This is a genomic window from Leisingera sp. S132 (genome assembly GCF_025144465.1).
Classification (GTDB): domain Bacteria; phylum Pseudomonadota; class Alphaproteobacteria; order Rhodobacterales; family Rhodobacteraceae; genus Leisingera.
Window position 1 is genome coordinate 2230395 of the sequence record NZ_CP083553.1, and the last position, 15065, is coordinate 2245459.

Here is a 15065-nt window from a genome sequence, read left to right on the forward strand (position 1 = left end):
GCTCTCAGACAGGGACAAGGGAGACGAGAGACGTGGCCAAGACCATACGCGAGCCGGCACGGGAGATCCCGGTCATTCATGAAACCGAGGTGCTGGTCGTGGGCTCCGGCCCCGGCGGGCTGGCGGCGGCGCTGGCGGCAGCACGGGCGGGCGTGGAGGTCACGCTCATGGACCGCTTCGGCTGCTTTGGCGGCAACATCACCACCGTGGGGGTCGAGGGCTTTGCCTGGTACCGTCACGAGGAAACGGTAGAGGCCGGCGGCATCGGCTGGGAGTTCGAGGAACGCGCCAAGGCCATGGGCGCCGCGGTGCCTGAAAGCCAGTCTCTGTCTTATGAGCTGGACAGCGAGGGCTTCAAGCTGGTCGCGGACAAGCTGGTCGAGGAAGCCGGCATCCACCCGATGCTGCACCGGGTCTTCGTGGCACCGATCCGCGAGGGCAACCGGATCACCGGCGTCATCGTCGAGAGCAAGGCGGGCCGCGAGGCCATTCTTGCGAAGCGTGTGATCGACGCCACGGGTGATGCCGACATTGCCCATATGATGGGCGCGCCTTGCGTGAAAACCCCGGTGGAGCAGATGCAGGCAGCCAGCGTGATGTTCCACATCGCGGGCGTCGACAAGCAGAAGTTCATGGAGGGCGTCAAGGCCGATCCGCAGACCTATGCCAACTGGTCGACCGGCGAGTGGCAGGTGGAGACCTCAGGGAAAGAGGACGACATGTTCTCCCCCTTCCTGGCCAAGCCGTTTTCGCAGGCGATCCGCGACGGGATCATTCCGGCGCATCTCAATACCATCGGCGGCACCTGGGGCGCGGTGCATGACAGCGGCGAGATGACCTATATGAACCTGGTGCATCTGGCCGGCATCGACGGCACCGACCCTGACAGCATGACCAAGGGTGAGATCGAGGGGCGCAAACAGGCGATGCATGCAATTGACGCGCTGCGGGCCTATACCCCGGGCTGCGAGGGCGCGCGTTTGCGGAACTTCGGCATGACCATCGGCATCCGCGACACCCGCAAGATCGACGCGCATCACAACATTACCGAGGACGAGACCCGCAATCAGGGCCGGTTCGAGGACACCATCGGCATCTATCCTGAGTTCATCGACGGCTACGGGGTGCTGATCCTGCCCACCACCGGGCGCTACATGCAGATCCCCTACCGCGCGATGCTGCCCAAGGGGGTGGAAGGCCTCTTGGTCACTGGCCGGGCCATCGGCGGCGACAAGATCGCCCATGCCGCCACCCGCAACATGGCGGCTTGCGCCGTCGCGGGCCAGGGCGCGGGCATCGCCGCGGCGCTGTCGGTGAAGGCAGACTGCGAATTGGACGCGGTGAACATCGGTGAGGTCCAAGGAGAGCTGATACGCCAGGGCGTGAGGATTCACTGATGCAGGAGATCCCCACAATCGACATCACCCCGCTTCGGGAGGATGGCCATCCCGGGCGGCAGGACACCGTCGCCGCCATTCTGGCGGCAGCGGAGGATATCGGGTTTCTTTCGATCACCGGAACAGGCATCGTACAGGAAACGGTCGGGAATGTGCGCCGCGCCGTTCAGTCTATCTTTGCCGTGCCCGGGAAATCCAAGTGGGAACAGGCAATTACGCGGGAGAATTACCGCGGCTACATCCCCTTGGGGTTCTTCACGCCGAATGACGGTTCGGGGACGGCGGACAAATACGAGGGTTACAAACTGCACCATGAGGTGGCGGCGGATGATCCCATCTGCGCCATCTGCCCGCTTTACGGCCCCAACCGCTGGCCGGTTGAAGTGCCTGAGGCGCGCGAAGCGATCCTCGGCTACTGGGCGGAGCTGGACGGTGTCTTTCACCTGCTGCTGGGCGCGCTGGCCGAGGGGCTGGGGCTGGACCCGGCGGCCTTCCGTGAACCGTTCGAGACCCCGCTCACCAATATGAGCCTGCTGCACTACCCGCCGCAGGCGCCGGAGGAGGACGGGTTCGGCATCCACCCGCACAAGGACACCGACGCGCTGACCATCATCGCACCGGACCCGGTGGGCGGGCTGGAGGTCCAGACCAAGGGCGGCGGCTGGATCACCCCGGGCTGCCCGCCCGGCGGCTTTGTGGTGAACATTGGCGACATGCTGGAACTGTGGTCCGGCGGGCGGCTGGTCTCCACCCCGCACCGGGTGGTCAACAAGAGCGGGCGGGAGCGCTATTCCTTCCCCTATTTCGCGGTGCCGCGCCATGATGTGGTGGTGGAACCGCTGCTGCCGCCTGTCGAAGGCTTTGACCGGCCTTCGGTGCATTGCGGCCACTGGTCGGCAGAGATCTGGCGCACCAACTGGCCGGATGAGGCCGCGGGCGAAGACACGCCGGAACTTGGCACGATACATAGCTGACGGAACGCCCCGCCCCGGGAGGGGCGGAGCGCCCGCCCACACTGTGAGGGCGGGCGCTGCCCGGCCTGCGGCCCGGCGGGAGGTTTCCCCCACTTGCCCCCGGCCTTTTCCGCCTTATCCCCGCCTTGCCCACAGGGGATTTGCCCTGCCCCCTTGCAAGCCCCTGCTGCATCAGGAAAGACTGGCGCCAGAAACCTGATGCAAACGGATCAAAGGCGGCACGCGGACCATGGCCTTACCGGCAAAACAGCAGCTGAAATACTGGGGCATCGCCGCCATTGTCTTTGCGGTGGTGATGTGGGCGCTTGGCAATGTGCTGATGCCCTTCGTGCTGGGCGCCGCCATCGCCTATATGATCGACCCGGTGGCCGACCGGCTGGAGGCCTGGGGCATGAGCCGCGCCGGGGCCACCGCCGCGATCACGGTAGGCACCCTGCTGATCTTCCTGCTGCTGCTGGTGGTGGTGGTGCCGACGCTGATCTCGCAGATGATCGACCTGGCCCAGGTGCTGCCGCAGCTGCTGCGCGATGCGCGCGCCTTTGCCACCGAGCATTTCCCCACGGTTTTCGAGGAGAACAGCCGCATACACCAGGCTGTCACCTCCTTCATGCAGACCCTGCAATCGCGTGCGATGGAGGTGCTGCAATCGGTGCTGGGCGGTGCCGCCTCCTTCCTGAACATCGTGATCCTGCTGGTGATCGTGCCGGTGGTGGCGGTCTATCTGCTGCTGGACTGGGACCGGATGGTTGCCCGCATCGACGAGCTGCTGCCGCGCGACCACCAGCCGGTGATCCGCCGCCTGGCGGGCGAGATCGACGCGGTGCTGGCCTCCTTCATCCGCGGCATGGGCACCGTCTGCCTGATCCTCGGCACCTATTACGCGGTGGCGCTGATGCTGGTGGGGCTGAACTTCGGCCTCGCGGTGGGCTTCATCGCGGGGCTTGTCACCTTCATCCCTTACCTCGGTGCCCTCATTGGCGGCGCGCTGGCCATCGGCCTGGCCCTGTTCCAGTTCTGGGGCGACTGGGTGTCGATCGGGCTGGTGGCGGCCATCTTTGCCATCGGCCAGGTGGCAGAGGGCAATATCCTGACGCCCAAGCTGGTGGGCGGCTCGGTCGGCCTGCATCCGGTCTGGCTGCTGCTGGCGCTGTCGGTCTTTGGCGCATTGTTCGGCTTTGTCGGCATGCTGGTGGCGGTGCCGGTGGCGGCGGCGCTTGGCGTGATCGCGCGCTTTGTCACCGAGCAGTATCTGGACAGCCGCCTGTATCAGGGCCAAAGCCATCCCAATGCTGAGAAACGGGACGCAGGCGCGGAGTGATCCCATGGCACAGCAGCTGAGCTTTGATCTCCCGGCGAAACCGGCGCTGGGGCGGGAGGATTTCTTTGTCGCGCCGTCCAATGCGATGGCCGTGGCGCTGCTGGATCCGCAGTTTGCCTGGCCCAGCGGCAAGCTGGTGCTGACCGGCCCCAAGGGCGCGGGCAAGACCCATCTGGCGCATGTCTGGGCCAGCCAGTCCGGCGCCCGCATCCTCCCCGCCGCACGCCTCAGCGAACAGATGGTGCCGGAGCTGGCGCAGGGCCCTGTCGCGGTCGAAGACGTGCCGCAGATCGCCGATGATCCAGCGCAGCAGAACGCCCTGTTCCACCTGCACAATCTGGTGCTGGCGCAGGGTCATTCGCTGGTGATGACCGGGCGCGGCGCGCCGAACCTCTGGGGGCTGACGCTGCCCGACCTGCAAAGCCGGGTGCAGGCCGCCACCCACGCCGAATTGCAGCCGCCTGACGACCAGCTTCTGGCGGTGGTGCTGGCCAAGCTGTTCAACGACCGCCAGATCACGCCCAAGCCGGATGTGATTCCCTATCTGGTGGCGCATATGGACCGCTCCTTTGCCGCCGCGGCGCAGATCGTGCGGCGGCTGGACCAGCTGTCCCTGGCGGAAAAACGCAGCCTGACACGGCCCCTGGCGGTGCGGGTGCTGTCCGAGGTGCGCGGAGAGGCGTCGGAAAATGACGCATCCGCAAGCTGTTGACCCCTGCCCGCCCATGCCGCATCCTGACCGCGGATCGCAAGACGGAGCCCTCATGAACCTGTCCCAGGACCCCGCCGCCGCAGCCGCCAGCACCGATTGGGGCCCCTTCGGGCGGCCGATCTTCGACGACCCCAAGGCCCGGGCGCTGTCGCGGGTGGGGGTGGTCGATGTCGGCTCCAACTCGGTCCGCCTGGTGGTGTTTGACGGCGCCGCCCGCAGCCCGGCCTATTTCTACAACGAAAAAATCATGTGCGCGCTGGGGGCCGGCCTGACGGACTCGGGCCGCCTGAACCCGGAGGGCCGCGCCCGCGCGCTGTCGGCGCTGCGCCGGTTCCAGCATCTGGCCCAGGGCATGGGGCTGCCGCCCTTGTCTGCGGTGGCCACCGCCGCAGTGCGCGACGCCGAGGACGGGCCGGACTTCTGCGAGGAAGTTCTGCGCGAAACCGGCCTCAGGATCCACGTCATCGACGGCCGCGAAGAGGCCCGGCTGTCGGCCCAGGGCGTGCTGTTGGGCTGGCCGGGTGCCTATGGGCTGGTCTGCGACATCGGCGGTTCCTCGATGGAGCTGGCGGAGATCCAGGAGAACTCTGTCGGGCGCCGGGTGACCTCGCCCTTGGGTCCGCTGAAGCTGCGCGACATCAAAGGCGGGCGCAAGGGCCGCAAGGCCTATATCAAAGCGGTGATTGAGCAGCTGAAGGGCGAGATGGGCGCGCAGCGCGACCGGCTGTTCCTGGTCGGCGGCAGCTGGCGCGCGATTGCCCGCATCGACATGCACCGGCGCGGCTATCCGCTGAAGGTGCTGCATGAATACCGGATGAGCGCAAGCGACGTGCGCGAAACCGCCCGCTACATCGAAAAGCGCGATCTGAACAAGCTGCGCGACGCTTGCGGCATCTCCTCCAGCCGGATGGCGCTGGTGCCCTATGCGATCGACGTGCTGACCCGGCTTATCCATACCTTCAAGCCTAAGGACATCGCGGTCTCAAGCTATGGCATCCGCGAGGGGCTGCTGTACGAGCAGATGCCGCAGCGGCTGCGCGCCCGCGACCCGCTGGTCGAGGCGTCGCGGTTTGCCGAGATGAAGGACGCCCGTGTGCCCGGCTTCGGCAAGACACTGTATGACTTCGTGCATCCGCTGTTCGCCAATGCCCGCCACAGCAAGCGGCGGCTGGTCAAGGCGGCCTGCCTCTTGCATGACGTCAGCTGGCGGGCGCATCCCGACTACCGCGCCGAGGTCTGTTTCGACAACGCCACCCGCGCCAACCTGGGCGGGCTCAAGCATTCCGAACGGGTGTTCCTGGGCCTCGCGCTCCTACACCGCTACAGCAACAAGCGGCAGGGCAGCTCCTTTGAGCATCTCTATGAGCTTTTGGACGAAAAGGGCCAGCACGAGGCGGAGGTGCTGGGCAAGGCGATGCGGTTCGGCGCCATGCTGATGGTGACCAGCAACGGCGAGATCGGCGAACTGCAATGGCAGCCACGCAAGCGGGTGCTGCATGTGACACTGCCGGATACGGCGCGGCCGCTCTACGGCGAGGTGGCGGAATCGCGGCTGAAGTCGCTGGCCAAGGCGCTGGGGGCGGAGGTTGACCTGAAGTTCAGCAAACCCGCGCCGGAAGCGGAGCAGGCGCAGACGCAGGACTGACGGGCGCAGGGCAATCGGTCGCAGGGCAAACGGGCACAGGGCAATCAGGTTCAGGGCAAACGCGCGCGGGGGAGCTGGGGACAGAGGTCCGCAGCGGCGTCAGATTTCGGTGACGCCCTCGCCCTCATCCTTGTCTTCCTTGGCGGGCGCGTTGTCCTTGGGCTTCTTGCGGATGATGATATCGCCGTTGGGCAGGATCTCCGGCAGCTCGTAAGCGCTCCAGTCCTCGACTTCCTTGGCGATATCCGCCAGCGCCGGCCCCATCTCCGCCAGGAAAGCCCCCATCGAGGGGCCGATCTCCTCCATCATGCCCTGCAGATCTTCCAGAGCGGGCGCCATTTCCTTGCGCAGACCCTCCCAGAACAATTCCGCCCCGCGCTCCATCAGTGAGGGTCCGGTGCCCTCCCCTTCCCCCGCCTCCTGGGCAGAAAGCGGCGCGGATGTCAGGAGTGTGAGGGCGGCGGGCAGAAGGATCTGTTTCATGGGGCTAATATAGGGAGCGCGCGCATGGTGTAACAGGGGGAAGAGTTTGCACAGGGACGTATAGGTTTGGCAGCATAGCCGGACTTTGCTGACCTCCGATGGTGAACGCCAAATGTCAGCTTTCCTGATTTTGCGGTCTATTCTCCCCTAACTTGAGGGCGCGCAGTCAGTTTGAACGACTGATCCTCCCCGTCATTTTCAGACCGTCTCGAATGTTCAGTCCCATCATCGTGAGATTTGCAGTACCGGCAACCAATTCGACAACCTGAACAAGGTAAAAGGTGCTATCGAATTCGCCAGCCGCAGCCTTGCCAGCTAAGAACCAAGCGGCCGGTACGAGGATCAGCAAACCGTTCAGCGCGATGATGGGCATGCGCTTTTTCTTGGCTCTTGCAGGCGCATCCTTGCGTTTCCGGCCCATAGCCATGCCCGATCCGCCGACAATTGCCATCGCAGGGATGAGGATAAACATGCCCTTAAGGATAAATCCTTTGACGGCTGCAATCGTCTCGTGGCTGGCAAATAATTCGCTGAACACGGTGGAAGTCCAGAAGAGGAGGATCATCAGGAAGCCGATGCCGCCCGCAATTGCGTGAATGCGTGTTTTCATCTCTGTTTTCCCTGAAATGGTCTTTTTCCGACGGTCCCGTCAGGCCGTGCAGCAGTTCGATACGGCAATCTTTTCGAAGAGATGCGGTGCGGTCACTGCACTGGATGGATAGTGACTGAGCGCCTTTTGAAACTCGGGATTCGAAAACGCCGCGCGGAAGTCGGCAACAGAGTCCCAAATGGCGTAATTCAGATACATGCTGCTTTCGCCGATAGCCTTATGCATCTGGGTGCTGATGTAGCCCGTTTGTTTTTTCATCCAGAGCGCATCGTCTCTCCATGCCGCAATCAGATCATCGTGATCATCCGGATCAATTGTGAAGAGGTTGACCAATACCACCGGGCCGGCGTCGACACCCAGTTGCTGTTCGATTGGATGTTCGGGATCGAGGGGTTTGAAGTTGACCATCTGAGTTGCTCCGTGAGTGCATAAATATGGTGACATGTTGTCATATATGGCTTGATAACCTTATTGACAATATGTTGTCAATAAATCAGATTTCGCCCATGACAAACAAACGATGGACGGAGGCCGGAGAGGCGGTGACAGCGCTTATCCTGGATGTGTTTCGGCTGAATGGCCGGTTGCAACTTGCTGGTGATCGGCTGGTGGCCGAACTTGGGTTGACCAGCGCGCGCTGGCAGATCCTTGGTGCCATCGCCTATGCCGATAGCCCGGAGTCTGTCGCGTGGCATGCGCGCACGATGGGCGTTCACCGACAAGGAGTTCAGCGCATCGTCAATGAGATGGAAAAAGAAGGTATCTTAGAATTCCAGCCAAACCCGCATCACAAGCGTGCGCAACTTGTTGTGCTCACTCCAAAGGGCCAAAAATTGTTCGACGCTGCGATCGCGCTGCAGGTCCCGTGGGTGAATGACCTGTCCGAAGGTCTATCGTCAAAAGACATCGCGACAACACAAGAAATCATCAGTCTCCTGAAAAAGCGCCTTGAAGCAAGCTCGACCTCACAAGGCGAGCGCCCCAACCAAAGCTGACTTTCAATCGAGCCGCAGCATCGGTCAGTCTGGGCTCACAGCTGCCGTTTCCGCTTCAGCAGCATTGCCGTTGCGGCAGCCCCTTCCCCTCACCCCGCCTCAATATCCAGCGTCACCGGAAAATGGTCGGAGGCATCCAGCAGCGCCTGGCGCATCTCTGCATCGGCGTAGCATTCGCCGTCCTCGAACGGGTGCCAGATGCGCCACTGGGGGCGCAGGCCCATCAGGCTTTGCGAGATCATCACGTAATCCAGCAGCGCCCGGGTGAAGCGCTTGGTTTCCGCATTGTAGAACCGCGACGTGCTGGGCGGGATCGCAGGGCGCGGCTGCAGCAGGCTCTGGGCGTGGGGGTCGTGCAGCAGAGTGCCCATCACGATCTCCACCGAGGACTGGCCGAACAGCTGTTCGTACTGGTCGAGGCCGGGGCCGTCGTTGAGGTCGCCCAGCACCACAACATGCTCGCCTGCCGCCACATGCTCCGCGACCCGGCGGTGCAGCCAGATCGCCTGTGCCAGCTGCTTGCGGCGGTTGGCGATGGCGGCGGCGGTGATCTCAGCCTCGGTTCTGGCCCCGTGCGGCGCCTTGGATTTCAGATGCGCACCGATCAGCCGCAGCGCCATCCCCTGTGTGTCCGGGCCGCCCCTGGTGGTGACGGCCAACTCCAGCGGCGGTTTGGAGAACGCCACCTGATCCAGCCGCTCATCCACGTCGAGGTCGATCTCGAACACCCCGTCAAACCGCGGTGCGGCAGGGCTGGAGCGGGCGTCATGCACTGCGTCCAGCACATCCGGGTCATAGAGCAGCGCGATTTCCTGATGGGTGTCGTTCGGGAAGCCGCTGACCGCCTCGCGCGCGCGCAGCCCTGCCTCAGCGGCGAAGTTTTCCAGGGCCCGGGTGGTGCGCTGGCTGCGGCCGGTGTTGGGCGCCTCGACCACCATGATGGCATCGGCATCGATGCGGCGCAGCACGTGGGAGATGGCGCGGCCCTGGGTGTAGCGGTCAACGCCGTGCACGCCCGAAGGCTTGGCATCCAGCATCAGCCTGTCGTTCTTGTCGAACAGATAGGCAAACCACTCGATATTATAGGTGGCCAGCCGCATTGCCGCCGCATCCGCTGATCTCGTCCCAGGCGCGGTTGATGTCGATCATCCGCTTTTCCGCCAGCCGCACCGCCTCCTCCGGCACCCCGCGGGCGATCATCGCGTCCGGGTGGGTGTCGCGCACCAGCTTGCGCCAGTGCTTGCGGATCTCGTCACGGGTCATCTCAGGGGAGACCCCCAGCACCGTATAGGGGTCCTTGGGCGCATCCGGCACGAAGCGCGCGCGCAGCGCCTGGAACTGCTGCGGGGTCTGGCCGAAGATGCGGCTCACCTCCTCCAGGAACTCGTTTTCGCCGGGATGGTAGAACCCGTCCGCCATGGCGATATGAAACAGCCCCTCCATCAGGTCGCAGAGCGTGGTGGGGTCGTTGGCGAACATGCTGTGGATGCGGCGGGCGTATTCCTGGTAGCCCGCCACGTCAGTGCGCGCCATGTTGAAGACGCGGGCGGCGCCGGCCTCATCATCGCGGGCGATCTGGAACACCTCGCGGAAGGCGGTGACCTCGTCGCGGGTGACCTGGCCGTCGGCCTTGGCCATCTTGGCGCCAAGCGCAATGACGGCGATGGCAAAGGCCACGGTGCGCTCGGGCGGGGCGCGCAGCTTGTCAAAGACGTCGGTCAGGCTTTCACCTGCGGCAAGCGCGGCAAGCGCGTCGGATATGCGGGTCCAGAGAGACATGGGATGAGCCTATCCGGGTTTGGCGGCACTGTCAGGGGCGGGAATACCCGGCGTCAGGATTTTCTGCATGAAAACAGTGTCGAGCCAGAGGCCGTTCTTGCAGCCCAGCTCCGGCATCCGGGCGGTTTCCACGTAGCCGAGGGCGGCGTGAAAGGCGATGGCAGCGGGGTTGGCGCTGCTGACGCTGGCGATCAGGACGTGGATCTGCGCTTCCTTGGCCTTTTTCTCCAGCATCTGCATCAGGCGGCGGCCGGCGCCCTGCCCTTGCGCCGCGGGCAGCAGGTGGATGGTGTGCTCAGCCGTGAAGCGGTAGCCGGGGCCAGGGCGGAACGGAAAGAAATGCGCGTGGCCGAGGATTTCGCCGTCCTGCTCCGCCACCAGATAGGCGCCGTTGCTGGCTGCAATTTGCCGGCGCACCTGCTCCGGCGTCTTTTCAATGGTGTTGAAGGTCGCCAGGGTGTCGCGGATCACCCAGTTGGCGATGGCGCAAACGGCTTCGGCATCAGCGGCGGTTGCCGAACGGATAATCATCTGAGCACCCGTCGCCCGTGCGGCGTCTCGAACTCCGCCATCATAGCGGGCGCGCCCGGCTCCACCGCGATGCGCGGGTCGCTGATGATGCGGTCCAGTGCGGCTTGCAACGCTGCGGCTTCCGGGTGGCTGAGGATCAGGCGGCTGAGACGGCAGCCCGATTGCGGCAGCCTGCCTGCGGGCGGCTCCCCCTGCCATTGCAGGACCGCGGGGAAGATGTTGTCGAACGGCAAAAACCCGTCGTCAGGCACCGTCATCAGCCAGCTGAGGTCTCCCCGCTGCATCGCCACGTGGCGCTGCGCATGGGGCGGCAGCAGCGGTTTCTCTGCCTCAAGGTTGCCGCTTCGCAGGATCCAGTTGTTCAGCCGTGCGGGGCCTTCGAAACGGTCAAGGTTGAACCAGCGCGGCTGCTCTTCCGGCTCGCTGTCCGGGTCGATGGCGATGGCTTCAAGGTACAGCCCGTCCCCCAGCCCGATCAGCCGGTTATGGGTCCCATAGCGGGCATGGGCGCCGCCGGGGCCGAGGGGGATGCCCAGAGCGTCCTCTGTATGGGCAACGGCCTCATCCAGAGTTCCGCCGGCCACTGCCAGATGGTCGAGTATCATATGTGCCCTCCCCTTTTGCGGCCTGAGACTAGCGGCGCTGCGGCGGGGTGCAAGGCGGGAATTGCGGGTGGCTTCCACCGGTTGTCTAAACCCAGACCGCCAGCGCCCAGATCCCGGCAATCACCGTCGGGTAAAACGTCCCGGCAAAGCCCAGCCCGCGGAGCGGCGGCGACAGGTGGTAGCCGGCCCAGAACAACAGCCGCATGAAGGCGAAAGAGAGGCCAAGGGCAATCGCTACTGCACCGCCCAGGGTGACAGCAGCAACCGGCCAGATGGCCAGCGCCAGCACCAGCTGCTCTACGGTGTTGGTGAGCACCCGCTGGTCGATCTCTGCCGCGGAGCCGGGTATGAAGGGCTCCCCGTCGATGATGGCGTCATCGAAAAACCGCCTCTGCGCCAGGCGGCCGATGAGCAGCGCCAGCACCAGACCGGGTGCAAGGAAGGCGCCGGGCAAAGCGATGGGGGCCGGGAGATAGGGCAGGCCCAGCCATCGCGGCAGGCCAACAATCAGCACGCCCCAGAGGGCGCCGAGGGCCATGCCGGTGAGGATCTGAGGGCGTTTGGAGCGCAGCATGGCGCCACTCAACCACCGCCGCGCAGATTTGCCAAGGCATGGCGCCGCCGCCCCGGCGAAAAGCCGCGGCTGGCAGCATCAAGCCTCTGAAAAACAGGATCTCCCGCCCGGCGGCGGCTTGTGCCTTTGGCACATCCGCGCCCGTTGGGCGCAGCATCGCACGCCATCCGGCGTGCGATGCAGGCAGCCCGCCCCATCGGGGCGGGCTGCCGGACCCAAAGCCGCCAAGGGGGCGGCCCGAAGGGCGGGTCCCTGCGGGAGCGGGAGAGCCTCCCTGCCCCGCAAGGCCCGTTATTTGCTTAAGGGCGCGCTTCGCGGATCAGGCGCAGGATGTCCTGGGCCGCTTCCGGAATGTTGGTGCCGGGGCCGAAGATGGCCTTGACGCCTTTGGAATAGAGGAACTCGTAGTCCTGCTGCGGAATGACGCCGCCGCAGATCACGATGATGTCGCCTGCGCCTTCGGCTTTCAGCGCCTCGACCAGCTGCGGTGCCAGCGTCTTGTGGCCTGCCGCCTGGCTGGAGATGCCGATAACATGGACGTCGTTGTCGATGGCGTCCTGGGCGGCTTCCTCCGGGGTCTGAAACAGCGGGCCCACGTCAACATCAAACCCGATGTCGGCAAAGGCAGTGGCGATCACCTTGGCGCCGCGGTCGTGGCCGTCCTGGCCCATCTTGACCACCAGAAGACGCGGGCGGCGGCCTTCTTCCTCGGCGAAGACCTCAATCGATTTCTGGATCGCGGCAAAGCCCTCGTCGCCCTCATAGGCGGCGCCATAGACGCCGGCCAGGGTTTTGACTTCCGCGCGGTGGCGGCCGAATTCCTTTTCCATTGCCATGGAGATCTCTCCGACTGAGGCCCGCGCGCGGGCGGCTTCGACTGCGGCTTCCAGAAGGTTGCCCTCGCCTGATGCGGCGCGGCGGGTCAGTTCATCGAGGGCGGCCTGGCAGGCAGCCTCGTCGCGGGTGGCGCGCATCTTCTCAAGACGGGCGATCTGGGCGTCGCGCACCGCGTGGTTGTCGACATCCAGGATGTCGATCGGGTCTTCCTTGTCCTTGCGGTACTTGTTGACGCCGACGACCACCTCTTCGCCGCGGTCGATCATCGCCTGGCGGCGGGCGGCGCTTTCTTCGATGCGCAGCTTGGGCATGCCGCTCTCGACAGCCTTGGTCATGCCGCCCATCTCCTCGACCTCTTCGATCAGGGCCCAGGCCTTCTCGACCAGTTCCGCCGTGAGGCTCTCGATGTAATAGGAGCCGGCCAGCGGGTCCACGACGTTGGTGACGCCGGTTTCCTCCTGCAGCACCAGCTGGGTGTTGCGGGCGATGCGGGCGGAGAAGTCGGTGGGCAGCGCGATGGCTTCATCGAGCGCGTTGGTGTGCAACGACTGGGTGCCGCCGAGCACTGCAGACATCGCCTCATAGGCGGTGCGGATCACGTTGTTGTAGGGGTCCTGCTCCTGCAGCGACACTCCGGAGGTCTGGCAATGGGTGCGCAGCATCTTGGAGCGTTCGGACTTGGCGCCGAACTCGGTCATCACCCGGTGCCACAGGGTGCGGGCGGCGCGCAGCTTGGCGATTTCCATGAAGAAATTCATGCCGATCGCAAAGAAGAACGACAGCCGCCCTGCGAATTTGTCCACGTCCATGCCCGCATCCAGCGCCGCGCGCACGTATTCGCGCCCGTCGGCGATGGTATAGGCCAGTTCCTGCACCAGGTTCGCGCCGGCCTCCTGCATGTGGTAGCCGGAGATCGAGATGGAGTTGAATTTGGGCATCTCGTTCGAGGTGTACTCAATAATGTCCGAGATGATCCGCATCGAGGGTTTGGGCGGATAGATGTAGGTATTACGGACCATGAACTCCTTGAGGATGTCGTTCTGGATGGTGCCCGCCAGCAGAGACCTGTCGTGGCCCTGCTCCTCGCCTGCGACGATGAAGGAGGCCAGAACCGGGATCACCGCGCCGTTCATGGTCATCGAGACCGAGACCTTGTCGAGCGGGATACCGTCGAACAGGATTTTCATGTCCTCGACTGAATCGATGGCCACGCCGGCTTTGCCGACATCGCCGACCACGCGGGGGTGGTCGCTGTCATAGCCGCGGTGGGTGGCGAGGTCGAAGGCGACCGAGACGCCCTGCTGGCCTGCGGCCAGGTTGCGGCGGTAGAAGGCGTTGGATTCTTCCGCGGTGGAGAAGCCCGCATACTGGCGGATGGTCCAGGGGCGGCCTGCGTACATGGTGGCCTTCACCCCGCGGGTGAAGGGGCCGAACCCGGGGAGCGTGCCCATGTGGGGCAGATCTTTGGTGTCGTCTTCGGTATAGAGCGGCTTGACCTCGATGCCTTCCAGCGTCTGCCAGTTGAGGTCGTCGACCGCCCGTCCGCGCAGCTCTTTCTCAGCCAGAGCCCGCCATTCGTCTTTGTTTGTCATCAGGTCTTCCTCTTGTCAGTGCGATACGGGGCGGGTTCGTGCCCGCCGCCTGTTTATCCGGGTCTTGTGCCAGCGCAGCGAGGCCGTCCGCCCCGCCCGCAAGCCACATCATGTCGTCGGCATAGGCCTCGCGCAGGGCAGCGGTCTGCGCGTCGCTGAAGGGGCGCCAGCGGCCTGTCCCTTCGGGCAGGTCTGCTGCCGCTGCGGGCGGCAGGCTGGCGCGCAGGTCCTGCAGGCAAAGCGAGGCGTTGAGGCGCACCCGCGCGTGGGCGCGCGGCGCCTTGATGCCGGTGAGAGCCGTCAGCGCGGCCTCCGGCCGCGTGCCGAAGGTCTCAAACGGCAGCACATGCAGGTTCACGCCCGGCATGGCCGCGGCAATGTCGGTGATCACGTCGCGCCAGCTGCGCGCCGAACAGGCGAGCCGGTCGAGGCTGGCGGCAGCCGGCATCTTGTGCCCGCGCGCCACCGCAAAGGCGAGGCCGGAGGTCCAGTAGCTGTCGAGGCTGCGGATCGAGAGCGCCACATCCGTCACGGCGCCGCCGAAGGCCTGCGCATAACGCGCCATGCGTTCGCCGACGCCGCCGTAGAGGTCGCCGACCCGCAGGTTCTGGCGCACCGCGCCGATCATGTTTTCCTCGCTCACCAGCAGCTGATTGATGCCGCGTTCGCGGCAGCCCGCCAGGCGGATCTGCAGCCTGCCTTGCGCACGCTGCACCAGATCGCGGCCGGTCACCTGCGCCGGGCCCGGCTGGATGCCATGGAACAGCCCCTTGCGTGTCCGGTACGGCCCCCAGAAGCCGATGCCCTGCTGGTTCAGGCCGAGCACGTTCTGGCGCATGTATTCCTGGAACGATGTGGTGGCGCAGCGGTGGGCGCCGGTGTGCAGGATGACTTTCATAGCGTTACGGGGCCTCTGATGGAGGGCCGCAGGCCGCAGCCCGGTCAAGGGGAATGGCACGATCATGGCCGGCAACCCCTCATTATCCCGTTAACGAAGATGTTTTTTGTCCAAG

General features: G+C 65.0%; 16 protein-coding genes. 6 read left to right on the plus strand and 10 right to left on the minus strand.

Annotated features, from left to right (window positions below; all coding sequences use genetic code 11):
* Positions 1-32 precede the first annotated feature (32 nt).
* The 5 genes from K3725_RS11030 (at position 33) to K3725_RS11050 (ending at position 6046) form a co-directional block, all read left to right on the plus strand.
* Positions 33-1397, plus strand: coding sequence for an FAD-dependent oxidoreductase (locus K3725_RS11030; protein ID WP_260015389.1), 1365 nt, complete (start codon positions 33-35; stop codon positions 1395-1397).
* The gene (locus K3725_RS11035; protein WP_260015390.1) at positions 1397-2371 is read left to right on the plus strand and encodes an isopenicillin N synthase family oxygenase; all 975 of its coding nucleotides are present in this window, start codon (positions 1397-1399) and stop codon (positions 2369-2371) included. Before K3725_RS11030 ends, K3725_RS11035 begins: the two co-directional genes overlap by 1 nt.
* Positions 2372-2600: 229 nt before the next feature.
* A complete protein-coding gene (locus K3725_RS11040) occupies positions 2601-3689 on the plus strand; it encodes an AI-2E family transporter (RefSeq protein ID WP_039186207.1) in 1089 nt (362 codons plus the stop codon).
* A gap of 4 nt (positions 3690-3693) precedes the next feature.
* A complete protein-coding gene (locus K3725_RS11045) occupies positions 3694-4401 on the plus strand; it encodes an HdaA/DnaA family protein (protein ID WP_260015391.1) in 708 nt (235 codons plus the stop codon).
* A gap of 52 nt (positions 4402-4453) precedes the next feature.
* A complete protein-coding gene (locus K3725_RS11050; protein ID WP_260015392.1) occupies positions 4454-6046 on the plus strand; it encodes a Ppx/GppA family phosphatase in 1593 nt (530 codons plus the stop codon).
* Positions 6047-6145: 99 nt separating this feature from the next.
* Here K3725_RS11050 and K3725_RS11055 read toward each other — a convergent pair whose 3' ends face one another.
* The 3 genes from K3725_RS11055 to K3725_RS11065 form a co-directional block, all read right to left on the minus strand.
* Positions 6146-6529 carry a hypothetical protein gene (locus K3725_RS11055; RefSeq protein ID WP_260015393.1) on the minus strand — a complete coding sequence of 128 codons (384 nt, stop codon included), beginning with the start codon at positions 6527-6529 and terminating at the stop codon, positions 6146-6148.
* 166 nt (positions 6530-6695) lie between these two features.
* A complete protein-coding gene (locus K3725_RS11060) occupies positions 6696-7139 on the minus strand; it encodes a hypothetical protein (protein WP_260015394.1) in 444 nt (147 codons plus the stop codon).
* Between the two features lie 39 nt (positions 7140-7178).
* Positions 7179-7547 (minus strand): antibiotic biosynthesis monooxygenase, encoded by a 369-nt coding sequence (locus K3725_RS11065; protein ID WP_260015395.1) that lies wholly within the window; start codon positions 7545-7547, stop codon positions 7179-7181.
* A 98-nt stretch (positions 7548-7645) separates the two neighbouring features.
* Here K3725_RS11065 and K3725_RS11070 point away from each other — a divergent pair, with 98 nt between their 5' ends.
* Positions 7646-8134, plus strand: coding sequence for a MarR family winged helix-turn-helix transcriptional regulator (locus tag K3725_RS11070; RefSeq protein ID WP_260015396.1), 489 nt, complete (start codon positions 7646-7648; stop codon positions 8132-8134).
* A gap of 89 nt (positions 8135-8223) precedes the next feature.
* Here K3725_RS11070 and K3725_RS11075 read toward each other — a convergent pair whose 3' ends face one another.
* The 7 genes from K3725_RS11075 to K3725_RS11105 form a co-directional block, all read right to left on the minus strand.
* A complete protein-coding gene (locus K3725_RS11075; protein ID WP_260015397.1) occupies positions 8224-9234 on the minus strand; it encodes an endonuclease/exonuclease/phosphatase family protein in 1011 nt (336 codons plus the stop codon).
* Positions 9215-9913: a molecular chaperone DjiA gene (locus K3725_RS11080; protein ID WP_260015398.1), complete on the minus strand. Its 699-nt coding sequence runs from the start codon at positions 9911-9913 to the stop codon at positions 9215-9217. Before K3725_RS11080 ends, K3725_RS11075 begins: the two co-directional genes overlap by 20 nt.
* A gap of 9 nt (positions 9914-9922) precedes the next feature.
* Positions 9923-10444, minus strand: coding sequence for a GNAT family N-acetyltransferase (locus tag K3725_RS11085; RefSeq protein WP_260015399.1), 522 nt, complete (start codon positions 10442-10444; stop codon positions 9923-9925).
* Positions 10441-11049, minus strand: coding sequence for a VOC family protein (locus K3725_RS11090; RefSeq protein ID WP_260015400.1), 609 nt, complete (start codon positions 11047-11049; stop codon positions 10441-10443). Before K3725_RS11090 ends, K3725_RS11085 begins: the two co-directional genes overlap by 4 nt.
* Positions 11050-11134: 85 nt before the next feature.
* Positions 11135-11623 (minus strand): MAPEG family protein, encoded by a 489-nt coding sequence (locus K3725_RS11095; protein WP_260015401.1) that lies wholly within the window; start codon positions 11621-11623, stop codon positions 11135-11137.
* 299 nt (positions 11624-11922) lie between these two features.
* Positions 11923-14052 carry a methylmalonyl-CoA mutase gene (scpA, locus tag K3725_RS11100; RefSeq protein ID WP_260015402.1) on the minus strand — a complete coding sequence of 710 codons (2130 nt, stop codon included), beginning with the start codon at positions 14050-14052 and terminating at the stop codon, positions 11923-11925.
* A complete protein-coding gene (locus tag K3725_RS11105) occupies positions 14018-14950 on the minus strand; it encodes a hypothetical protein (RefSeq protein ID WP_260015403.1) in 933 nt (310 codons plus the stop codon). The genes scpA and K3725_RS11105 overlap by 35 nt, the downstream gene beginning before the upstream one ends.
* Between the last annotated feature and the right edge of the window lie 115 nt (positions 14951-15065).

Coding starts and splice junctions, on each gene's coding strand:
- K3725_RS11035 (WP_260015390.1), top strand. CDS start 1,397: ATGCAGGAGATCCCCACAATCGACATCACCCCGCTTCGGGAGGATGGC.
- K3725_RS11040 (WP_039186207.1), top strand. CDS start 2,601: ATGGCCTTACCGGCAAAACAGCAGCTGAAATACTGGGGCATCGCCGCC.
- K3725_RS11045 (WP_260015391.1), top strand. CDS start 3,694: ATGGCACAGCAGCTGAGCTTTGATCTCCCGGCGAAACCGGCGCTGGGG.
- K3725_RS11050 (WP_260015392.1), top strand. CDS start 4,454: ATGAACCTGTCCCAGGACCCCGCCGCCGCAGCCGCCAGCACCGATTGG.
- K3725_RS11055 (WP_260015393.1), bottom strand. CDS start 6,529: ATGAAACAGATCCTTCTGCCCGCCGCCCTCACACTCCTGACATCCGCG.
- K3725_RS11060 (WP_260015394.1), bottom strand. CDS start 7,139: ATGAAAACACGCATTCACGCAATTGCGGGCGGCATCGGCTTCCTGATG.
- K3725_RS11065 (WP_260015395.1), bottom strand. CDS start 7,547: ATGGTCAACTTCAAACCCCTCGATCCCGAACATCCAATCGAACAGCAA.
- K3725_RS11070 (WP_260015396.1), top strand. CDS start 7,646: ATGACAAACAAACGATGGACGGAGGCCGGAGAGGCGGTGACAGCGCTT.
- K3725_RS11075 (WP_260015397.1), bottom strand. CDS start 9,234: ATGCGGCTGGCCACCTATAATATCGAGTGGTTTGCCTATCTGTTCGAC.
- K3725_RS11080 (WP_260015398.1), bottom strand. CDS start 9,913: ATGTCTCTCTGGACCCGCATATCCGACGCGCTTGCCGCGCTTGCCGCA.
- K3725_RS11085 (WP_260015399.1), bottom strand. CDS start 10,444: ATGATTATCCGTTCGGCAACCGCCGCTGATGCCGAAGCCGTTTGCGCC.
- K3725_RS11090 (WP_260015400.1), bottom strand. CDS start 11,049: ATGATACTCGACCATCTGGCAGTGGCCGGCGGAACTCTGGATGAGGCC.
- K3725_RS11095 (WP_260015401.1), bottom strand. CDS start 11,623: ATGCTGCGCTCCAAACGCCCTCAGATCCTCACCGGCATGGCCCTCGGC.
- scpA (WP_260015402.1), bottom strand. CDS start 14,052: ATGACAAACAAAGACGAATGGCGGGCTCTGGCTGAGAAAGAGCTGCGC.
- K3725_RS11105 (WP_260015403.1), bottom strand. CDS start 14,950: ATGAAAGTCATCCTGCACACCGGCGCCCACCGCTGCGCCACCACATCG.